Raw genomic sequence first — 17,705 nt, 5'->3', positions numbered from 1 at the left:
AAATTAACTAAAAAATGAGTAACGAAACCATTATTTTCTCAATGTCGGGAGTTAACAAAATCATTCCCCCCAACCGACATATCATAAAAAATATTTATTTATCCTTTTTTTATGGAGCTAAAATTGGTGTACTAGGGTTAAATGGCTCTGGTAAATCTACACTTTTACGCGTCATAGCAGGTATAGATAAAGACATTCAGGGGGACGTTGTGTTTTCTCCTGGCTATTCTGTTGGCATGCTGGAACAAGAACCAAAGCTTGATCCGACCAAAACCGTTCGCGAAGTTGTGGAAGAAGGTGTACAGGAAATTGTAGATCTTTTGAAAGAATACGACCAGATCAACGAAGCGTTCGGTGAAGAAGATGCTGATTTTGACAAATTATTAGAAAGACAAGGTACGGTTCAGGAAAAACTGGACGCAACCGATGCCTGGAATCTTGACAACCGTCTGGAAGTCGCGATGGATGCTTTACGCTGCCCTCCTTCGGATGCTTTGGTTTCCACGCTTTCTGGTGGAGAAAAACGCCGGGTGGCTATGTGCCGCCTTTTACTTCGTCAGCCTGATGTATTATTACTGGATGAGCCAACCAACCATTTGGATGCGGAATCAGTACTTTGGCTTGAAGAACATTTAAGACAATATAAAGGAACAGTAATCGCAGTAACCCACGACAGGTACTTCCTGGATAACGTGGCAGGCTGGATTCTAGAACTTGACCGCGGCGAAGGAATTCCATGGAAAGGAAATTATACATCCTGGCTTGAACAAAAACAGGAGCGTCTGAAAAAAGAAGAAAAGACTGAATCCAAACGTCAAAAAACCCTTGCACGTGAACTGGAATGGGTACGTATGGGCACCAAGGGTCGCCAGGCAAAATCCAAAGCTCGTTTGGGCGCTTACGAAAGATTACTGGGTGAAGAAGGAAGAGAAAAAGAGGATAAATTGGAAATCTTCATCCCCGCTGGCCCAAGATTGGGTAGTAAAGTAATTGAGGCTCATGATGTTTCCATGGGCTTTGGCGATCGTTTGCTTTATGAAAACCTAAATTTCGCTTTGCCCCCAAATGGTATTGTCGGAATTATCGGGCCAAATGGTGCAGGAAAAACGACATTGTTCAAATTGATTACGGGCGAGCTTAAACCTTTGCACGGCCATTTTGACGTCGGAGATACCGTTCAACTGGCTTATGTGGATCAGGAACACGACAATCTGGATGCCAATAAAACGGTTTATCAAAGTATCGCAGACGGAAACGACTGGATTATGATGGCAGGCAAGCAATCCAACGCGCGAGCGTATGTGAGCCGTTTCAACTTCGGAGGTGGTGATCAGGAGAAAAAAGTCGGAACGCTGTCGGGTGGAGAACGAAATCGTGTCCATTTGGCCATGACTTTAAAGGAAGGCGGAAATCTTCTTCTTCTGGATGAACCTACCAATGACCTGGATATCAACACACTTCGTGCGTTGGAAGAAGGTCTGGAAAACTTTGCAGGTTGTGCCGTGATCATTTCCCACGACCGGTGGTTCCTTGACAGAGTAGCCACACATATTCTTGCTTTTGAAGGAGATTCTCAGGTTTACTGGTTTGAAGGAAACTTCTCGGAATATGAAGAAAACAGGAAAAAGAGATTAGGCTCTGAAGCTACACCAACAAGGATTAAATATAAGAAGCTGGTGTAAAATTATTTAATTCTGATAACCTCCGAACGGGCAAATCTCAATCTACTTTTCGGAGGTTACAGATTACATATTAGCACTTCTAAATAACAAAATCAAAGATACCACTCTGAATCAGCAATTTAGAATCAAATTATTTCACTGGGGGCATCCAAACCTCAACTATTTTCATAGAAATAATTTACCTATTTTTTACTAAATACTTGTTTAGTGAAAATAAAAACAGCCAATTTTACCAAGTAACTCAATGATTCTAACAACGTGAATATCTCTTTTACCCAATACAGCATACTTATCCCGTTTTTAATAAAGCTGTCATATCCAAGTCGGAGTGCGCCAGCAATTAATTTCATATAATCGCTGTCATCTTAACATGAAAAAGAGTTTTTTTTTACTAGATACGTTAATAAGTACCCGTTCAGGCCAATCAAAATTGTCCATTTTTTTATTTCTTTTTGTTTTTGCCACTACTTTTCCAAAATATATTGAAATATTAAACGACGGATCTCCCTTAACAACATACGCCTATTTCTTTGAAAAAATTGAACATCCTTTATCACCTTCGATTTTAGGTGAAGAAAAAACCCATGGAGCAAAAATTGCATTTAGATTAACTCCCCCTCTTATAGCCAGGTTATCTGGAACTTATTCAATTGGGAATGGGAAAGGTGTCATTCTGGTGTACATATTACAATCAATGCTACTGCTGCCTTTCTTTTTTTTATTAATTAAAACCATCCAAAGATTTGTAGACAACCGGACTACCATTTTTTTCGTAATTTCCTTTTCGGCAGTTTACACTACAACGGCATTCTTCTGGGATTATGAGTTTTGGTTTGACGGTTATGCATACTTTTTTTTGATGTTGAGTATATACCTACGAAACAAGGCTGGCATATTCGTTTCATCGCAACTCGCATGCTGGACTGATGAACGTGCGGTAATTGCTTTGTATTCAGTATATATTTTTCATGTATTGCAGGAGAACAACTTCAAAATCTATCATTTATACGAGATTTTGAAGATTGATTTTAAAAATAACTCCTCGGTTCTGTTGGCGTCAGCCATGGTATATGCAGTAATCCGAATTTCATTTACTTACGTTTTCAACCTTAAAACTCCTCTTGGCGCTGGTGCAGATGCTGGATTTGATTTAATTCCGTATCAAATCAACAATAGATATATTGGTATATTCATGTCATTTGAAGGCTTGTGGCTTATTTTCTTCGCCTCTTTGCTAGTACTATTTACCCAAAGAAATTTTTTTATGGCCATAATTCTTGTTAGTATAGTGTGCATACATATATTGGTTGCCTACAGCGTATTTGACATCACCAGAAGTTTGTCGTATGGCTTTCCAATCTTTATTATTTGTACGGTTATCCTCTCAAAAAACAAACCAGCTTCCAACCACGCCCTCTTTGCATTATCTGCCATTATTTGTCTTTTAATTCCTACTCAGTTCTTGATATTTTTTGCAAGAAGCATACCCTGGACAATTTTTTCCTTCAACGAAATCAAAATTGTCATTAAAAATGTGTTGTATAATTTTTAGTTTTTTTTGAAAGTTTAGAAAGTATTTTATATCTGGAATATTAAAATAAACTGAACGTCATACTCCATTTTTAGATCAAATCTTAACCGTTCAATAAATATTTTATACTTTTTTCAATATTTATGAAAAAAGTATAAATAAAACATAATAAATATTTCATTGTACTTTATTTACATATTTCACCTAAATATTAGGTTTTTACGCTAATTTAGTAACCGATCGATCGAAATCCAATATTCAAACGTATAGTACACAACTACATTGATAGTATAAATTCTACGATTATGTAGTATGTTTAAACGCGGAAAGATTAAATCCACTTACAAAGACGGTCGATTATATGTACGGAAACAATTACCTATTACCTCTTCTTTACTTAACTCAACAGATGAGGAACTTCAAGACAGGTTTTATCATTTTTTCCATTTTCATCATTTGCAGTCTAAGGCTTTCGGCGCAACCCGAAATCATTCTAAATACTACTGGCTTCGGATTTAGTAATGATCAGGCAAATGGTATTAACAGTGACCAGTGGGCCTATATCAAAAGATTTGCCAACCTTACCTATAATGGTCAGGATGCCGGCGTTTCTGCTGTTCGTCTGCATATTGAATGGAATCAATATGAACCGACGCCTGGAAATTATCAACGTGCCAAAATGGCGGCAGCTATAAAAGCGATCACTGAATTAAAGCCAGGAATGAAGTTTGCGCTTCACTTTCCTTACCAACGCCCGGGCTATTGGAACGATTCATATTTTGGAAGTGCCGATATTGCACAGACAAAATACGGAGCGCTTGTAAGGTCAGAAATCGCGTATGCCTGTCCTTCCATTTTTTCTGAATATGCACAATCCAGATTTAATGCTTTTGTTGATGATGTGTTAGCGCAGATTAAAGATTATTATCCGAAACTTTTATATGTCGAAATGGGGAACAGCCCGGCCGAAGAATTTGCTATTCCTTTTAATAGTGGCAGCTCAGGTCCGGATCCTGGTTTCTTTGAACAAAAAGCATTGGAATCATGGAGAACTAAATTTTTGCCGCTTCGCTTTCCAAATCAAACCATGGCAACTTGGGGAACTCAAAAAGTAGCTATCAGCACAGCTAATCAACCTACCGACGGAAATTATAACTCAGACATGGGAAGAGATTTACATCGCTTTGCCGGATGGGGACTTTTGAAAAAATTCCAGGGCTTTTATAAAACCGTAAAAAACCGTAGCCAGTCCATAAAAGTTCTATATTTTGTTTCCGATTTTGGAACACCACAAGGAAATTTGTCACATCTTCATAACAGCACCCTCCCGCTCGCGCTGGAACTGGCTGATGGCATATATACATCAGACGGAACAACGCAATGGGATCTTCAGAAAAAAATATTAGCACTGGATGTACTCAAAGGAACAAATCCGGATAAAATAGCAGCTATTGAATTTGATCCGGAAGATTTGGGCGAACAATCAGGAGGAGGCGGAAATGGTATTAATTGGAATTTACCTTACGAATGGATGCCAAGAGGTTACAAACATGGTGCCGACTATATCCATATAGCCATGCATTTTACCGATCAGGCAATGAATCAGTTAGCTCCAGCGCTGGCGTTAATTAAATCTCAATACGTTGGACGCAATTATAAAGCACCTGCACGTGCTGCCTCGGTTCCTGTCAATATCTTCCCTAATGTATTTAGTGATAGGTATTTATTTCAGCAATGGAACGATACCGGAGGAGCCAACTGGGCAGCCACAGACAATCTTCCAAAATCATTTAAAATGTCCGATGATGGTTATTGGGATAATCTTTGGGACAGCAATGATTTATTGCCTTGTACCTTTACGATCCAGGCCCTTACTTCTGATGACAAACCTTCGGCCGGAAAAACAACCACGTTGTCTGTAAATTGTGCCGGTGGAGAGTGTGGGGATGTAAAATATACCTGGAACGGCGAAGGCGCTACGAATTTAAGCGGATCAGCTATTGAAATTAAAGCTCCTTCCGGCAATGGCAATTATATTTATACAGTAAAAACGAACCGAGATGGCTGTAGTGCCAAAGTGGCTACAACCTCACTTGCTGTTGGAGATCCTTTGCCTGTAACTTTAACCAGCTTTACAGCTACAAAATCCGAAAAAACAGCCCTATTAAATTGGGGTACAACAATGGAAGTTAACAGTGACCGTTTTGAAGTGGAGCATAGCACTGAAGGCAAAAACTGGGATGTCCTGGGTAGCGTTAAAGCAAATGGAGAAACAAATCAAACACTTTCAAAATACTCTTTTACAGATGCACAACCTGTAAACGGTGAAAATCTTTATCGGTTAAAAATGATCGATAACGACGGATCTTATGCTTACAGCCGAATTCAAAGTGTGATATTTGAAATGGGCAATCTGGCAGTGGCTTATCCAAATCCTGCTATCAATAAATTAACAATTACCGCAGATGACTGGAGTAAAATTGACAAAGTTCAGATTTTGAATCTTTCCGGAAGTGTTATTTACGAATCAGATAATAAAGCAGGACCCGAAATTAATGTGAGCGGACTTACGCCCGGTGCTTACGTCCTGAGGCTCGTTCATACAAGTGGTTCACAGGAAACACAGAAATTTGTAAAAAGAGGCTAATAACTTCAAATTTTTTTATCAGGAAAGCGGCTGTCGAAAAGAGATAGCCGCTTTTTTTTATTCAGGTTTAACTATTTTTACCAGGCGCATTTTCGTCTGTCATTTGCCCAAAGATCAATTCTTAGTAACTTCGCTTTGAATCAGCCATTACGATAATAAATAATGAGTCAGAATACTTCATCCAAAAAAATACATTTTATCTCCATAGGCGGGAGCGTTATGCATAATCTTGCCATTGCATTACATCAAAAAGGGTTTATCGTTACCGGATCCGATGACGAAATTTACGAACCTTCGGTAAGCCGCCTGACAAAACATAATCTTTTGCCTGTGGAAATGGGTTGGTTTCCTGAAAAAATTACCGCTGATCTTGAATCCGTAATTTTGGGAATGCACGCCAGAGAAGATAATCCCGAATTAAAAAAAGCACAGGAGCTGGGTATCAAAGTTTATTCCTATCCAGAATATATTTTTGAACAAAGTGCTGATAAACAACGTGTAGTTATAGCCGGAAGTCATGGAAAAACAACCATTACGTCCATGATCCTGCATGTTCTCAACTTCAATAAACGCATTTTCAATTACCTGGTAGGTGCTCAGATAGAAGGTTTTGAAAATATGGTAAAACTTTCGGATGATGCTCCCGTTATTGTTATCGAAGGCGATGAATATTTCACATCACCTCTCGACAGAACCCCCAAGTTTATGCATTACCAGCCGCATATGGCACTTATTAGCGGTATCGCCTGGGATCATTACAATGTATTTCCAACCTGGGAATCCTATGTAAAACAATTTGAATTACTTGCAGATTCTATTCCGAAAGCCGGTGTTATTGTGTTCGATCAAACGGACGACATGCTGGATGTAATCGGACAGAAAGAACGTGCTGACGTTGTTAGTATACCTTATGAAGCGCATCCATATAAAATTGAAAACGGTAATACTTTTCTGATAACACCCGATCAGGGGGATGTACCTCTTTTAGTTTTTGGTGAACACAATATGAAGAATATCAGTGGAGCCAAAGCTATTTGTGAAAGACTTGGCATTACTGACGAAGCTTTTTACAAAGCTATCCAGTATTTTAAAGGTGCTTCCAAACGTATGGAATTGCTTGGAGGTAATGACAATATCAATATTTACAGGGATTTCGCCCATGCTCCATCCAAAGTTGAAGCGACCACAGCGGCTGTAAAAGCTCAGTTTCCTGATCGTAAATTAATTGCCTGTGCCGAGCTGCACACTTTCAGCAGCCTGAACAAAACATTTTTGAAACAATATCGTAGAAAAATGAATGCAGCGGATGTTGCGATCGTTTTTTACAATCCCCTGACGGTAGAACATAAAAGACTCGAACCGATAACTGAAACGGATATTAGGGAAGCTTTCAAACGTGAAGATCTTAAAGTATTTACGGACAGTAAAAAATTATCCGATTTTCTGGAAGAACAGGAATGGAAGGATACCAATTTGCTGCTGATGAGCTCCGGAACTTTTGGAGAACTGGATACCAAAAGTCTGGTAGAAAAAATTATCAAATAAAAATTTAGCCGTTTTAATTAAGATACAATGCAATCCATCGTAGTCTATTGCGGATCCAACTTTGGCACAAAGTCCATTTACAGTGAAATGGCTTATGAACTTGGCAAAGAACTGGCAAAGAAGAATATCAAACTGATTTATGGCGGCGGGAATATGGGGCTGATGGGCCGGGTATCTGATGGCGCTATGGAAAATGAGGGATCGGCAACGGGGATTATTCCTAATTTTCTGGCACAGTTGGAAGTTGCAAATAAAACTTTGACTGAACTTCATTTTGTTGAAACCATGCATGAACGCAAAGCGAAAATGGTGTCGATGTCAGATGGTGTCATTGCGCTGCCTGGCGGGTTTGGCACATTGGATGAATTGTTTGAAATACTTACCTGGTCGCAGTTGAAGATATTTAAAGGCCCGATAGGCCTTTTAAATATAAACGGCTTTTATGATCACCTTCTCGCTCATTTGGACAAAACGGTGGAAGAAGGATTTTTGCATATTGAAAACCGGGAGTTGCTTCTGGTAGCCGATAATACTCTGGAACTTCTTGAAAAAATGGAAGCTTTTCATAAAAATTGAAAAGAAAATAAGCCGTCCGATAAATCGTTGTATTCCAAAACGGTAACTGAATTTCGTTTTGTTTTAATCAAAAACACACCATATCCTCTTACAAAAAATGCGTGTCCCTCTGCTTTTTATATTTTCTGTGTTGATTACCTCTCCTGTTTGGGCTCAGCTTGAAAATCTTGGCAAAACCGTTAATACTGAATTTAACGAAATAGCTCCGATTATTTCACCCGACGGTAAGACGATTTATTTTTCAAGAATCAGTCATCCCCAAAATACAAACGGGACCAAAGGCAGCCAGGATATCTGGTTTTCAGAACTTAAAAATGAAAAGTGGACACCCGCACGCAGGTTACCATCTCCTTTAAATAAAGAAGAATATAATAGCCTTTACAGCATTACGCCTGATGGAAATACGCTCTTAATTAAAGGCGCTTACAAAGCCGGTGTTTACGAAACCCGTGGATTTTCATTAAGCAAGAAAACTGCCAAAGGCTGGTCCGTCCCTAATAAAATTGATATCCCAAATTATTCAAAAATAAGCAAAGGACAGTTTGACTGCGGCTATTTATCAACGGACGGAAAATCACTGGTGATGTCTTTTAGTGAAAAAAAGAACAGCAAAGTAGATGATCTGTATGTGAGTTTTAAACAAAAAAACGGTACCTGGACTAAGCCAATGAACCTTGGGCCGGAAATCAATAACGAAGGTTTTACTGAAACAACACCTTTTCTGGCTCCTGATGGCGTAACACTTTATTTTTCAAGCGACAGGAAAGGCAGCCAGGGAAGTAATGATATTTATTATAGCAAACGGATTGATAAATCCTGGAAAAGATGGAGCCGGCCGGTAAATCTTGGAACCGCTATCAATACAGACGGCTATGACGCTTATTACACCATTTCCGCTGCGGGTGATTATGCCTACATGATTTCTTTCAAAGACACCGAAGGAAAAGGTGATGTGGTCCGCTATAATTTACAGCCAAAACCCGTTCCAGGCGATACTGCGCAAATACAGCCTAACATACCAACATCGGATCCGGTGGTAATGATCAGCGGTAAAGTAATTGACTCGAAAACCGGCAAACCGATCGAAGCAACCATTATTTACGAAACCCTGCCGGATGGCGAAGAAGCAGGAACCGCGACTACGAATCCATTGACAGGAGAATATAAAATTGTACTTCCCTACGGACAAAAATACAGCATGCGAGCCGTAGCTCCGAATTTTATTGCAGAAGGAGAAAGTGTTGATCTAACTGATTCTACAACAGCCGGAAAAGGAAAAAATTACAGAGAAATCACAAACAAATCATTAAAACTGATTCCGATTGAAGAAGGACAGATTGTTCGTTTGAACAATATTTTCTTTGCGTTTGGTAAAGCAACGCTGAACAAAGAATCCTTCCCCGAACTTGATCGAATCGCGATCACGATGAACGAGAATAAAAAATTGTTTATTGAAATCGGTGGACACACGGATAATATTGGCGGCAATGAGGCCAACCTTAAACTTTCACAGGACCGCGCAGATGCCGTTCGTGAACATTTGATCAGCAAAGGTATTGAGCCTGATCGCGTGGCAAGTAAAGGATATGGAGAAACCATGCCGGTTGCTAAAAACGACACGCCGGAAGGCCAGCAGACAAACCGGCGCGTGGAATTCAAGATTTTAAAGAAATAGGAATTTCTAGTTCTTGGGTAACTTTTTCGGCCTTTGTTTTAATCGGTTTCAATCCAAAAAGAAACCGTAAAATATTAAATCGCCTGATCATAAAATGGTAGAGCACCAGACATATCAGAAAGGTAGCAATTGAAAGATAACCAAATTTGACCCCGATTGGCAAGGCTGAATGGATTATCGGATAAGCCAGACAAACGATGACGGTTTGATGCAAAATATAAAATGGATAAACCGCTTCATTGGCATATTTGAGAAATCTGTTAGTAAATTGGAGATACACGTAAGCATATCCAAGGAAAGATAAAAGTATGCACCAGGCGTTTGTCGTTTTGATTATTGAATAAAATACCGGCTCCCAGGCTGCAACTTCTCTGTCGCTTAACCAGTAAGCTGAATACAGAATAATTGTTATTACAATCCAGATACTCAGGGTTAGCTTTCTATATTTCACAATTGTTTCCCAAAATGCTGTCTGGGTACATAAAATAAATCCGCAGATAAATAAAGTAAGCGAATGGAAATGATTGTTCCAGTCGTGAATAAGATTATTTGTGTTTGGAAACTTATCACTCAAAAATTCCTCTCCGATAAAATGCCAGATAACAGGTACAAAAATTAATACAAACGGATTACTGAAAAACCTCGCCCAGTTCGCAGTCATTTGAGGGCGTTTCTTTATAAATAAAAACAGAGGTAAACTCAGTAAAGAATAAAAGAAAATATCCACCAGATACCACAAATGGTGCCAGCTGAAATTTCCGTGAGGATAGGCATGAAATTGAAAAACTGTTTTATAAAAAGCTCCGTAAGAATATGCTTCACCCTGTGTTAACCTTTCAAAAAATATTTGTGGCGGAACGATCACAAACATTCCGAAAAGTAAGGGAATAAATATTCTGATAAATCGCTCTGAAAGAAATGATTTCGGACTTCGGTTTTCCAGAGCAAAATAAACGCCCGCTCCTGAAATCATAAACAAAAGCGCCATCCGCCACATACTTGTAAAACGCATTGGCAACTCGATGACATGACTGATTTCATTGTTCTTGATATGCCATCCCCATGAATTGAAAAACATTCCGACGTGGAAAAAAATCAGGATAACAAAAGCGATAACTCTAAGCCAATCGAGGTCGTAACGTCTTGCAGAATGAGCTTGAATTGTATTTGAAGCAATATTTTTTATGGTGACTATTTTTTTATGAATAGCCAAAATTACAGCCTGGTTTGCCCCGGAAAGCATGTCCTTATAATCCAGACGTACTTCCCGATAGATCAGTACAAGTAATTATTCCGTTTCGGAAGTCCGCTTTTTAAATTCGGAAGGTGTCACACCCGTAATTTTTTTAAAAGCCGTGTTAAATGCGGATTTGGAATTATATCCAACCATTTGGGCGATTTCTTCAATTTTGATAAAATTACTTTCCTTAGAATAAAGCAGTTTCTGAGCTTCGGCAATCCGGTAGGACGCCATAAGATCAAAAAATGTCTGTTCAAGTTCTTCATTCAAAATTTGGGATAAATGATGTGTGGAAGTACCCAACTGTTTTGCCAAAACGGGTAACGAAAATCCCGGATCCAGAAAAGGTTTCTCCGTTTTCATAAGATCATTGAGCTTTCTGAGTGTCGATGTTTGTATCTCAGCTGTCAGTGAAGACTTCCCATATTTCTTGGTTTCGTTAGATTTGGTACTATTTTCATGGAAAAACAGGGAGCGGCTGAATACAGTTATACTTGTTGCATAAATAATCAAGGTTATACAGGCTGCAATGATATGATCACCGAGGTCATGTGAAAAGAAAATTTTGACTAGAAGGAAAATTAAAACCAGCCCCAAAAGCTGTAAATGAAACTTTCGATACCATGATAGCGGCGTTTTCTCTTTGGAGAAAATTGAATAGCCCTGTTTTTTGTATGCGTTTTTTAGTAAAATAAAACCTGCAATATCATAGCAAAACATACTTATAAAAGTGAAATCATTAATATGATGTTTCAGAAAAAACATCCAGCGCTCTCCATAAATGTATGCTTCAATTGTAGCTATTTCCGGATGATAGGATCCAATATTTGCATTGTATTTAAAAGCAGTGCCTTGTGGATAAATCATCAGGCACATGTATAGAAAATAAAAGGCAGGTGGAATAAAATGTATCCAGTCATTTTTTTCAATCCGTTGACTTATACTTGTTTTTATATAAAGATATGTTAATGGCGCCAGGATAAGGTTTACGGGTTCAGTTGCATCCACGAGCCATATCACCCGAAACATATAATTGGTATAACCCAGCCACACATCGACCATAATCAGCACCAATCCGAACAGCAGGATGGCAAGCAGAAGATTTGGAAATCGATTTCCTTTACTATTTGATATAAAAAAGTAAGACAGAAAAATTCCCTGGACAATGCCAAGTAATATAAAGATGGAAAATAGATCCATCCGGATCGGCGGAGAAACTGGAAACATAGTTTTGAACAGAAGATTCAAAGATACAAATCCGAAACCCATCTTCGATATCCGGCTAATCAATTTTAGCAATCTGCAAACTCCAAAGGTCAATTTGCTTTTGATATCCTGCATCTTGTACGATACTTTCACTCAAAATAAAAACAAGGAACTAACATTTTTTTAATCCCTCGGACTCGATTTTAACTGTACATTTGAGGAATAATTACTCCTTATGACTTCGAAAAAAACTCCGGCAATCGGATTTATATTTGTTACGCTTCTGATTGACGTAATTGGCCTTGGCATTATCATTCCTGTTATGCCAAAACTAATCAGCGAACTGGTTGGCGGCAGTTTAAGCGACGCTGCACGTTATGGAGGCTGGATTTTGTTCTCTTATTCCTTTGTACAATTTATTTGCGCGCCGATTGTCGGCGGATTAAGCGACCAGTTTGGACGACGTCCCGTTCTGTTGGCGTCATTGCTTGGTTTTGCGCTGGATTATATGTTTCTGGCCTATGCACCGAGCATTGGATGGTTGTTTGTAGGCAGGATTATCGCCGGAATTATGGGTGCCAGTTTTACAACCGGCGCTGCCTACATAGCAGATGTAAGCACACCTGAAAAACGCGCTCAGAATTTCGGACTGATCGGCGCGGCTTTTGGCTTAGGTTTTATTATCGGACCAGTTTTGGGTGGTTTATTAGGTCAATATGGTTCACGGGTTCCATTTTTGGCAGCAGGAGGACTTTCTCTTGTCAACTGGATTTATGGATATTTCATTTTACCCGAATCACTAAAACCGGAAAATCGCCGCAAGTTCAGTTGGGACCGTGCTAATCCTGCCGGTGCATTAAAAAACCTGCAACGTTATCCTGTTATTTCCGGACTCATTGTCTCGCTTGCTTTATTGTATGTTGCAAACCACGCTATTCAGAGTAACTGGTCGTATTATACAATGGAAAAATTCCACTGGGATGCGCGGATCATAGGCTACTCATTAGGGGCAATGGGACTAATGGGAGCGATTGTTCAAGGCGGACTCATCAGGTTGATTATTCCAAAAATCGGTCAAAAGAGAGGTGTGTATATTGGTTTGTTCCTCTATTCGGTAGGTTTTGTTTTGTTCGCTTTTGCAGCAGAAACCTGGATGATGTTTGCTTTTATGGTTCCCTATATTCTTGGAGGAATTGCCGGACCGTCGTTGCAGGGACTTATTTCAACACAGGTACCTGCAAATGAGCAGGGAGAATTACAAGGCGCTATGACGAGTTTGATGAGTCTTACCTCCATCATTGGCCCACCGTTGATGAGTAATCTTTTCTATTTCTTCACAAAACCGACCGCTCCGTTTTATTTCCCCGGCGCACCTATGCTCACAGCCGCTGTGCTGACTTTGGTAAGCGCCTTTTTGGCAAGAAAAAGTTTAAAAAAGAATTTTTAATAGCTGTTAAAGAAGCTCAGAGAAAGCAATAAAAGAAAAACCGCAACCCATAAAATATCCACAAAATGCCAGTAACGGGTTATTAATTTAAGCTTTAAAAGATTCGGCGGATTGACGCTATAAACAAAGGAATCAACATAAGTTCTGTTTTTCAAAGCTTTCCTGAACATGATGCCAAGATAGATTACACCGATCAGGATATGAATTAAATGTAAACCTGTGAGCAGATAAATAAATCCGAAAGAAGTATTATTTTGATTACCTAAAGTTCTGCTTTCAATAATTTCCAACCAGCCACCACCCTGAAGTATCATAAAGGTTATTCCAAGGGTGAGTGTCGCGGCAAGAAAAATCCTGTAATGCAAAAAACGCTCCTGCACAAAAGCCAGGTTTGCTTCATGTAAGGTAATGCTGCTAAAAAGAATAACCAGTGTACTAAGCCAAAACATATCAGGCAAAGCTACAAAATGCCAGTTTAGCCCCTCTGCCCTAAGAATATATTCCAGAAAGATAATCCCAAACAAAAGGGAACTACCAAAAACCCCAAGCCAGAGCATGAACCCAAAAGGTTCTCTGCGCTTCGTAAATGGGTTTTCTTTATCTCTGGTAGAGTGTTTAGGACTCATTATTCAATCTCTTTATGGAAACAAGTTAATTGATCGGGAATATAAGTTTTTATAACGACAATTTTTGTAGTATAGATACAACAACGGCATAAATATTATTTTAGATAACCCTGCCAACGTTTATACTGATTAAAAATGTCGGATAAGTCAGTTTCTTTATCAAAAATACCAAATAAAGTTGATCCGGATCCACTCATGGCTGCATACTTTGCACCTTCGTTATACAACCTTTCTTTTATTTCTTTCAAAACAGGATATTTTGGAAACAAGGATTTTTCAAAATCATTTTTAACCCCGTTTCTCCAATTCTCAATAGGCGCCTTTAAAAGCTCACGAAGATCAATTTCTGATTTTAATGGCTGAACTCCTGCATATGCCTCAGCTGTTGAGATATGCAGTTCAGGATTTACCATAACGATCCATTTCTCTGTCAATTTTAGACTGATTTCTTCGAAGCGGTCACCTTTCTCAAAACAATAAACCGGTTTATTTTCAATAAAAAAGGCACAATCACTGCCTAACCTACGCGCGTAATCCAATTGTTTTTCCAGAGAAATTTCCAATCCGAATAATTCGTTCAATGCTTTTATCGTAAATGCAGCATCTGAGGAGCCTCCGCCTAAGCCTGCGCCTATCGGCACAGCTTTGAGTAAATGGATACTTACCGGATCAAATTCATAATCTGTCGACATCATTTTATACGCCTTCGTACAAAGATTCGATGCCGGATTTCCCGGAATATCTATTCCATCCGATTGAAAAGAAAAAATATCAGCAGGAAGTATTTCCAATGCATCAGACCAGCCAACGGGATAAAAACAGGATTCGATATTATGAAATCCGTCCTTCCTTTTTTCAATAATGTTGAGTCCGATATTTATTTTTGCGTTTGGAAATACAACCATATATTATGAAAAGTTTGTTAGCAAACAACAAATATCAGCAGTAATCTTTGAAGTCGTATTGAAGAGTTGAAATAAGTGTTAAAATTTATTTGCTTAACTTTTCCACTTACGGCCAAACATACGAACAATTGGAAAACACGATTAAAAAAATCAGCCAGCTCAGCCTAATTGAGGACTCATTATCTGATTTCATCGTTCTTCTCGAAAAAGTTGAATATCCAAAAGGACATATACTGATCAAAGCAGGCAGAGTTGAGCGCTCTGTTTATTTCATCGAAAAAGGAATTGCCCGCGCTTATCTTGACAAAGATGATAAAGAAATAACATTCTGGTTCGGCTCAGAATCAGATATTTTACTTTCCTACAATAGCTTTTTTGTTAGTCAACCGGGATATGAAAGTATTGAATTACTTGAAGATTCGGTGCTATATAAAATTTCTAATGATATTTTACAAAATCTTTATAACAACAATTTGCAGCTTGCTAATTGGGGAAGGAAACTGGTAGAATCGGAATTGATAAAAACGGAAGAAAGATTTATTTCCCGGCAATTTAAAACGGCTGCGGAACGCTACAAGGATTTTATAAATTCACAGCCTGCTATACTTCAAAGAGTTCAGCTCAGACATATTGCGTCCTACCTTGGAATAAGCCAGGTAACATTGAGCCGTATCCGGGCAGATATCAGATAAATTTCATTTTTTAACATTTGTAAAATTTGATGTGGGAAAACAGTCGGAACTTTGCAGAAAGCTGATAGTATTTAGCGATCAGTGTTTATTAATATAAAATTCCGAATTATGTACTGGATCATCTTAATTATTGCCGGCCTTTTTGAAGTAGGTTTTACGACATGCCTCAAACATTCTGACAACTTCACAAATGTCAAATGGACCCTTGCATTTTTTGTTTGTATTGTGTGTAGTTTTCTTCTCTTAAATAAAGCAATACAAACAATTCCATTGGGTACGGCTTATGCGGTCTGGACAGGAATTGGAGCGGTTGGGACGGTATTAATCGGAATCTTATTTTATAAAGATCCCATCGATTTCTGGCGAATATTTTTTATTGTTTTGTTAATTGGGTCAATCATTGGAATAAAAATGGTCTCGAAATCATAATTCCGAGACCATTTTAAAACTCAACCATTCAAGCTATCATTCTCCCCATCTCCACTCCTGCCCGATCACGAGCTCTTGTTTCAAGCCCTGAGAAATCAAATAATCTCTTGTTTTAGTATCTGAAAGTTTTTTGCCAGGTATTTTTTCTGCATTTGAAAGTGCATATAAACACATCGCCGCAATACGAACCGTATTTTCAAGTTGGTCCTTATTAACAAGTTTAAAATCATCACAATCTGCGTGATAACATTGGATCACTTCCGGAGCCAGCGTACCAGAAAGTCCTGCAACCGGAATTCCTTCCAACATAAAGGGCTGATGATCACTATGTAAACCCGCTCGGTTAGCCTGTTCATTTTTATAACCCGCATCCACTGTATGAATAGCTTCACCAACACCTTTGAAGAAATCTGTCATTTCATCTTTTCCAAAAGCATTGATACCTTTTGGATCATTGGTCATGTCTAGGTTCATCATATAACCCACTTTGTCAACCGCTCCTGTACGTTTTAATTCACTTACAAAATGCTTGGATCCTAATAATCCCTGCTCTTCACCCATGAATAAAACAAATTGGATTGTACGTTCCGGTTTAATTTTCAAAGCTTTGAAAGCGCGTGCAATATCCATCACTGCGAAAGAACCGATACCATTATCAATGGCACCAGTTGCCAGATCCCACGAATCCAGGTGACCGCCGATGATAATTTTCTCGTCAGATTTACCTTTCAGCGTGGCAATTACATTTCTCGCTTTGATCTGTTTTGAAATGTTATGCATATCAATATGCGCATGCAACGGCCCCTCATCTTTCAACCAGCCACGAATTTCTTTCCCGCTATCATTCGAAACACAAACCGCAGGAATTGAAATAATTGCACCGGTAACCGAAGCAGTTCCTGTCAGCAAAATCTTGCCGGGAGCCTGGTTTACCATGATAATTCCATCCGCACCATATTTAATCGCAAGAGCCGTTTTCTCAGAACGATGTAAATTCTTTTTCCCGGTCACACCTACGACACCAATATTGGCAAGAACAATTTTGCCCTTTACCTTATCTTTAAGCGCTTCAAAATCTTCTGCCAGCCCATTGCCAACATCCACGATTTCACCTTTAAGATTGGCCTGAACAGGTGAATGCGCAAGAGAAACCACAGGAACATCCCGGAAATTGTCGCTGCTCCCGGGAACAATACTCAGCGTAACAGTATCGCGCATCCACGCTTCCACTTCAAACGGCTGGTACACAACATCCGTAAAACCATAACTTTTTAACAATTTGTAAGCATATTCTTCCGCTTTTTCACCATTCGCACTACCGGTCAGCCTATGGCCGATGGTCTGCGTGGCACTGCCCAAAGTTTCGTATGCTTTGCTGTTCTTTCTTACTTCGGTATCAAGACGTGTAAAAGTTTTTTCCCATTTTTTGTCATCTGAATTAAATCCGGTGGCTAAAAAGAATAATCCGCCGGCTACCGCAACCAATATTATTTTTTTCATAATT

At 39.0% G+C, this 17,705-nt stretch carries 14 protein-coding genes; 9 read left to right on the top strand and 5 right to left on the bottom strand.

The window, feature by feature from the left end; translation table 11 throughout:
• Nucleotides 1–14: 14 nt before the first annotated feature.
• From ettA to FZF08_RS11150, 6 genes are all read left to right on the top strand, one after another.
• Complete coding sequence (ettA, locus tag FZF08_RS11175) at nt 15–1,682, top strand: energy-dependent translational throttle protein EttA (RefSeq protein WP_159468719.1); 1,668 nt, start codon at nt 15–17, stop codon at nt 1,680–1,682.
• 370 nt (nt 1,683–2,052) lie between these two features.
• Nucleotides 2,053–3,234, top strand: a complete 1,182-nt coding sequence (locus FZF08_RS11170; protein ID WP_159468718.1) for a hypothetical protein — start codon at nt 2,053–2,055, stop codon at nt 3,232–3,234.
• Between the two features lie 388 nt (nt 3,235–3,622).
• Nucleotides 3,623–5,860, top strand: coding sequence for a T9SS type A sorting domain-containing protein (locus FZF08_RS11165; protein WP_159468717.1), 2,238 nt, complete (start codon nt 3,623–3,625; stop codon nt 5,858–5,860).
• Between the two features lie 162 nt (nt 5,861–6,022).
• Nucleotides 6,023–7,405, top strand: coding sequence for a UDP-N-acetylmuramate--L-alanine ligase (murC, locus tag FZF08_RS11160; RefSeq protein WP_159468716.1), 1,383 nt, complete (start codon nt 6,023–6,025; stop codon nt 7,403–7,405).
• 27 nt (nt 7,406–7,432) lie between these two features.
• Entirely contained in the window at nt 7,433–7,981 is a 549-nt protein-coding gene (locus FZF08_RS11155) for a TIGR00730 family Rossman fold protein (protein WP_159468715.1), read from the top strand.
• Nucleotides 7,982–8,078: 97 nt separating this feature from the next.
• Nucleotides 8,079–9,656, top strand: coding sequence for an OmpA family protein (locus tag FZF08_RS11150; RefSeq protein ID WP_159468714.1), 1,578 nt, complete (start codon nt 8,079–8,081; stop codon nt 9,654–9,656).
• Here the strand turns inward: FZF08_RS11150 and FZF08_RS11145 are convergent.
• Together FZF08_RS11145 and FZF08_RS11140 are read right to left on the bottom strand one after the other, a co-directional pair.
• On the bottom strand, nt 9,637–10,869 hold the full coding sequence (locus FZF08_RS11145) for an acyltransferase family protein (RefSeq protein ID WP_229216496.1): 1,233 nt from the start codon (nt 10,867–10,869) through the stop codon (nt 9,637–9,639). The genes FZF08_RS11150 and FZF08_RS11145 overlap by 20 nt on opposite strands.
• Nucleotides 10,870–10,944: 75 nt before the next feature.
• Nucleotides 10,945–12,123, bottom strand: coding sequence for an AraC family transcriptional regulator (locus FZF08_RS11140; RefSeq protein WP_229216495.1), 1,179 nt, complete (start codon nt 12,121–12,123; stop codon nt 10,945–10,947).
• A gap of 214 nt (nt 12,124–12,337) precedes the next feature.
• Between FZF08_RS11140 and FZF08_RS11135 the strand changes: the two genes are divergently transcribed.
• Nucleotides 12,338–13,549, top strand: coding sequence for a TCR/Tet family MFS transporter (locus FZF08_RS11135; protein WP_159468712.1), 1,212 nt, complete (start codon nt 12,338–12,340; stop codon nt 13,547–13,549).
• Here the strand turns inward: FZF08_RS11135 and FZF08_RS11130 are convergent.
• Both FZF08_RS11130 and ispE read right to left on the bottom strand, forming a co-directional pair.
• Entirely contained in the window at nt 13,546–14,175 is a 630-nt protein-coding gene (locus FZF08_RS11130) for a cytochrome c oxidase subunit 3 (protein WP_159468711.1), read from the bottom strand. The genes FZF08_RS11135 and FZF08_RS11130 overlap by 4 nt on opposite strands.
• 95 nt (nt 14,176–14,270) lie before the next feature.
• Nucleotides 14,271–15,080 carry a 4-(cytidine 5'-diphospho)-2-C-methyl-D-erythritol kinase gene (ispE, locus tag FZF08_RS11125; protein WP_159468710.1) on the bottom strand — a complete coding sequence of 270 codons (810 nt, stop codon included), beginning with the start codon at nt 15,078–15,080 and terminating at the stop codon, nt 14,271–14,273.
• Between the two features lie 128 nt (nt 15,081–15,208).
• On the opposite strand from ispE, the gene FZF08_RS11120 reads away from it, so the two are divergent.
• Both FZF08_RS11120 and FZF08_RS11115 read left to right on the top strand, forming a co-directional pair.
• Nucleotides 15,209–15,772 (top strand): Crp/Fnr family transcriptional regulator, encoded by a 564-nt coding sequence (locus FZF08_RS11120; RefSeq protein WP_159468709.1) that lies wholly within the window; start codon nt 15,209–15,211, stop codon nt 15,770–15,772.
• Nucleotides 15,773–15,880: 108 nt separating this feature from the next.
• Nucleotides 15,881–16,201 carry a multidrug efflux SMR transporter gene (locus FZF08_RS11115; protein WP_159468708.1) on the top strand — a complete coding sequence of 107 codons (321 nt, stop codon included), beginning with the start codon at nt 15,881–15,883 and terminating at the stop codon, nt 16,199–16,201.
• 36 nt (nt 16,202–16,237) lie between these two features.
• Here the strand turns inward: FZF08_RS11115 and FZF08_RS11110 are convergent, their stop codons facing one another.
• Entirely contained in the window at nt 16,238–17,701 is a 1,464-nt protein-coding gene (locus tag FZF08_RS11110; RefSeq protein WP_159468707.1) for a M20/M25/M40 family metallo-hydrolase, read from the bottom strand.
• Between the last annotated feature and the right edge of the window lie 4 nt (nt 17,702–17,705).

The sequence above is a fragment of the Dyadobacter sp. 3J3 genome, assembly GCF_009801115.1.
In the GTDB taxonomy this organism is placed as follows: domain Bacteria; phylum Bacteroidota; class Bacteroidia; order Cytophagales; family Spirosomataceae; genus Dyadobacter.
Note: the sequence above shows the minus strand (reverse complement) of the source record. Positions and strands in the feature narration are given on the sequence as shown.

What these genes read in the sequence shown, in the direction of transcription:
- ettA (WP_159468719.1), top strand. Translation starts at nt 15, where the DNA reads ATGAGTAACGAAACCATTATTTTCTCAATGTCGGGAGTTAACAAAATC.
- FZF08_RS11170 (WP_159468718.1), top strand. Translation starts at nt 2,053, where the DNA reads ATGAAAAAGAGTTTTTTTTTACTAGATACGTTAATAAGTACCCGTTCA.
- FZF08_RS11165 (WP_159468717.1), top strand. Translation starts at nt 3,623, where the DNA reads ATGAGGAACTTCAAGACAGGTTTTATCATTTTTTCCATTTTCATCATT.
- murC (WP_159468716.1), top strand. Translation starts at nt 6,023, where the DNA reads ATGAGTCAGAATACTTCATCCAAAAAAATACATTTTATCTCCATAGGC.
- FZF08_RS11155 (WP_159468715.1), top strand. Translation starts at nt 7,433, where the DNA reads ATGCAATCCATCGTAGTCTATTGCGGATCCAACTTTGGCACAAAGTCC.
- FZF08_RS11150 (WP_159468714.1), top strand. Translation starts at nt 8,079, where the DNA reads ATGCGTGTCCCTCTGCTTTTTATATTTTCTGTGTTGATTACCTCTCCT.
- FZF08_RS11140 (WP_229216495.1), bottom strand. Translation starts at nt 12,123, where the DNA reads ATGTTTCCAGTTTCTCCGCCGATCCGGATGGATCTATTTTCCATCTTT.
- FZF08_RS11135 (WP_159468712.1), top strand. Translation starts at nt 12,338, where the DNA reads ATGACTTCGAAAAAAACTCCGGCAATCGGATTTATATTTGTTACGCTT.
- FZF08_RS11130 (WP_159468711.1), bottom strand. Translation starts at nt 14,175, where the DNA reads ATGAGTCCTAAACACTCTACCAGAGATAAAGAAAACCCATTTACGAAG.
- ispE (WP_159468710.1), bottom strand. Translation starts at nt 15,080, where the DNA reads ATGGTTGTATTTCCAAACGCAAAAATAAATATCGGACTCAACATTATT.
- FZF08_RS11115 (WP_159468708.1), top strand. Translation starts at nt 15,881, where the DNA reads ATGTACTGGATCATCTTAATTATTGCCGGCCTTTTTGAAGTAGGTTTT.
- FZF08_RS11110 (WP_159468707.1), bottom strand. Translation starts at nt 17,701, where the DNA reads ATGAAAAAAATAATATTGGTTGCGGTAGCCGGCGGATTATTCTTTTTA.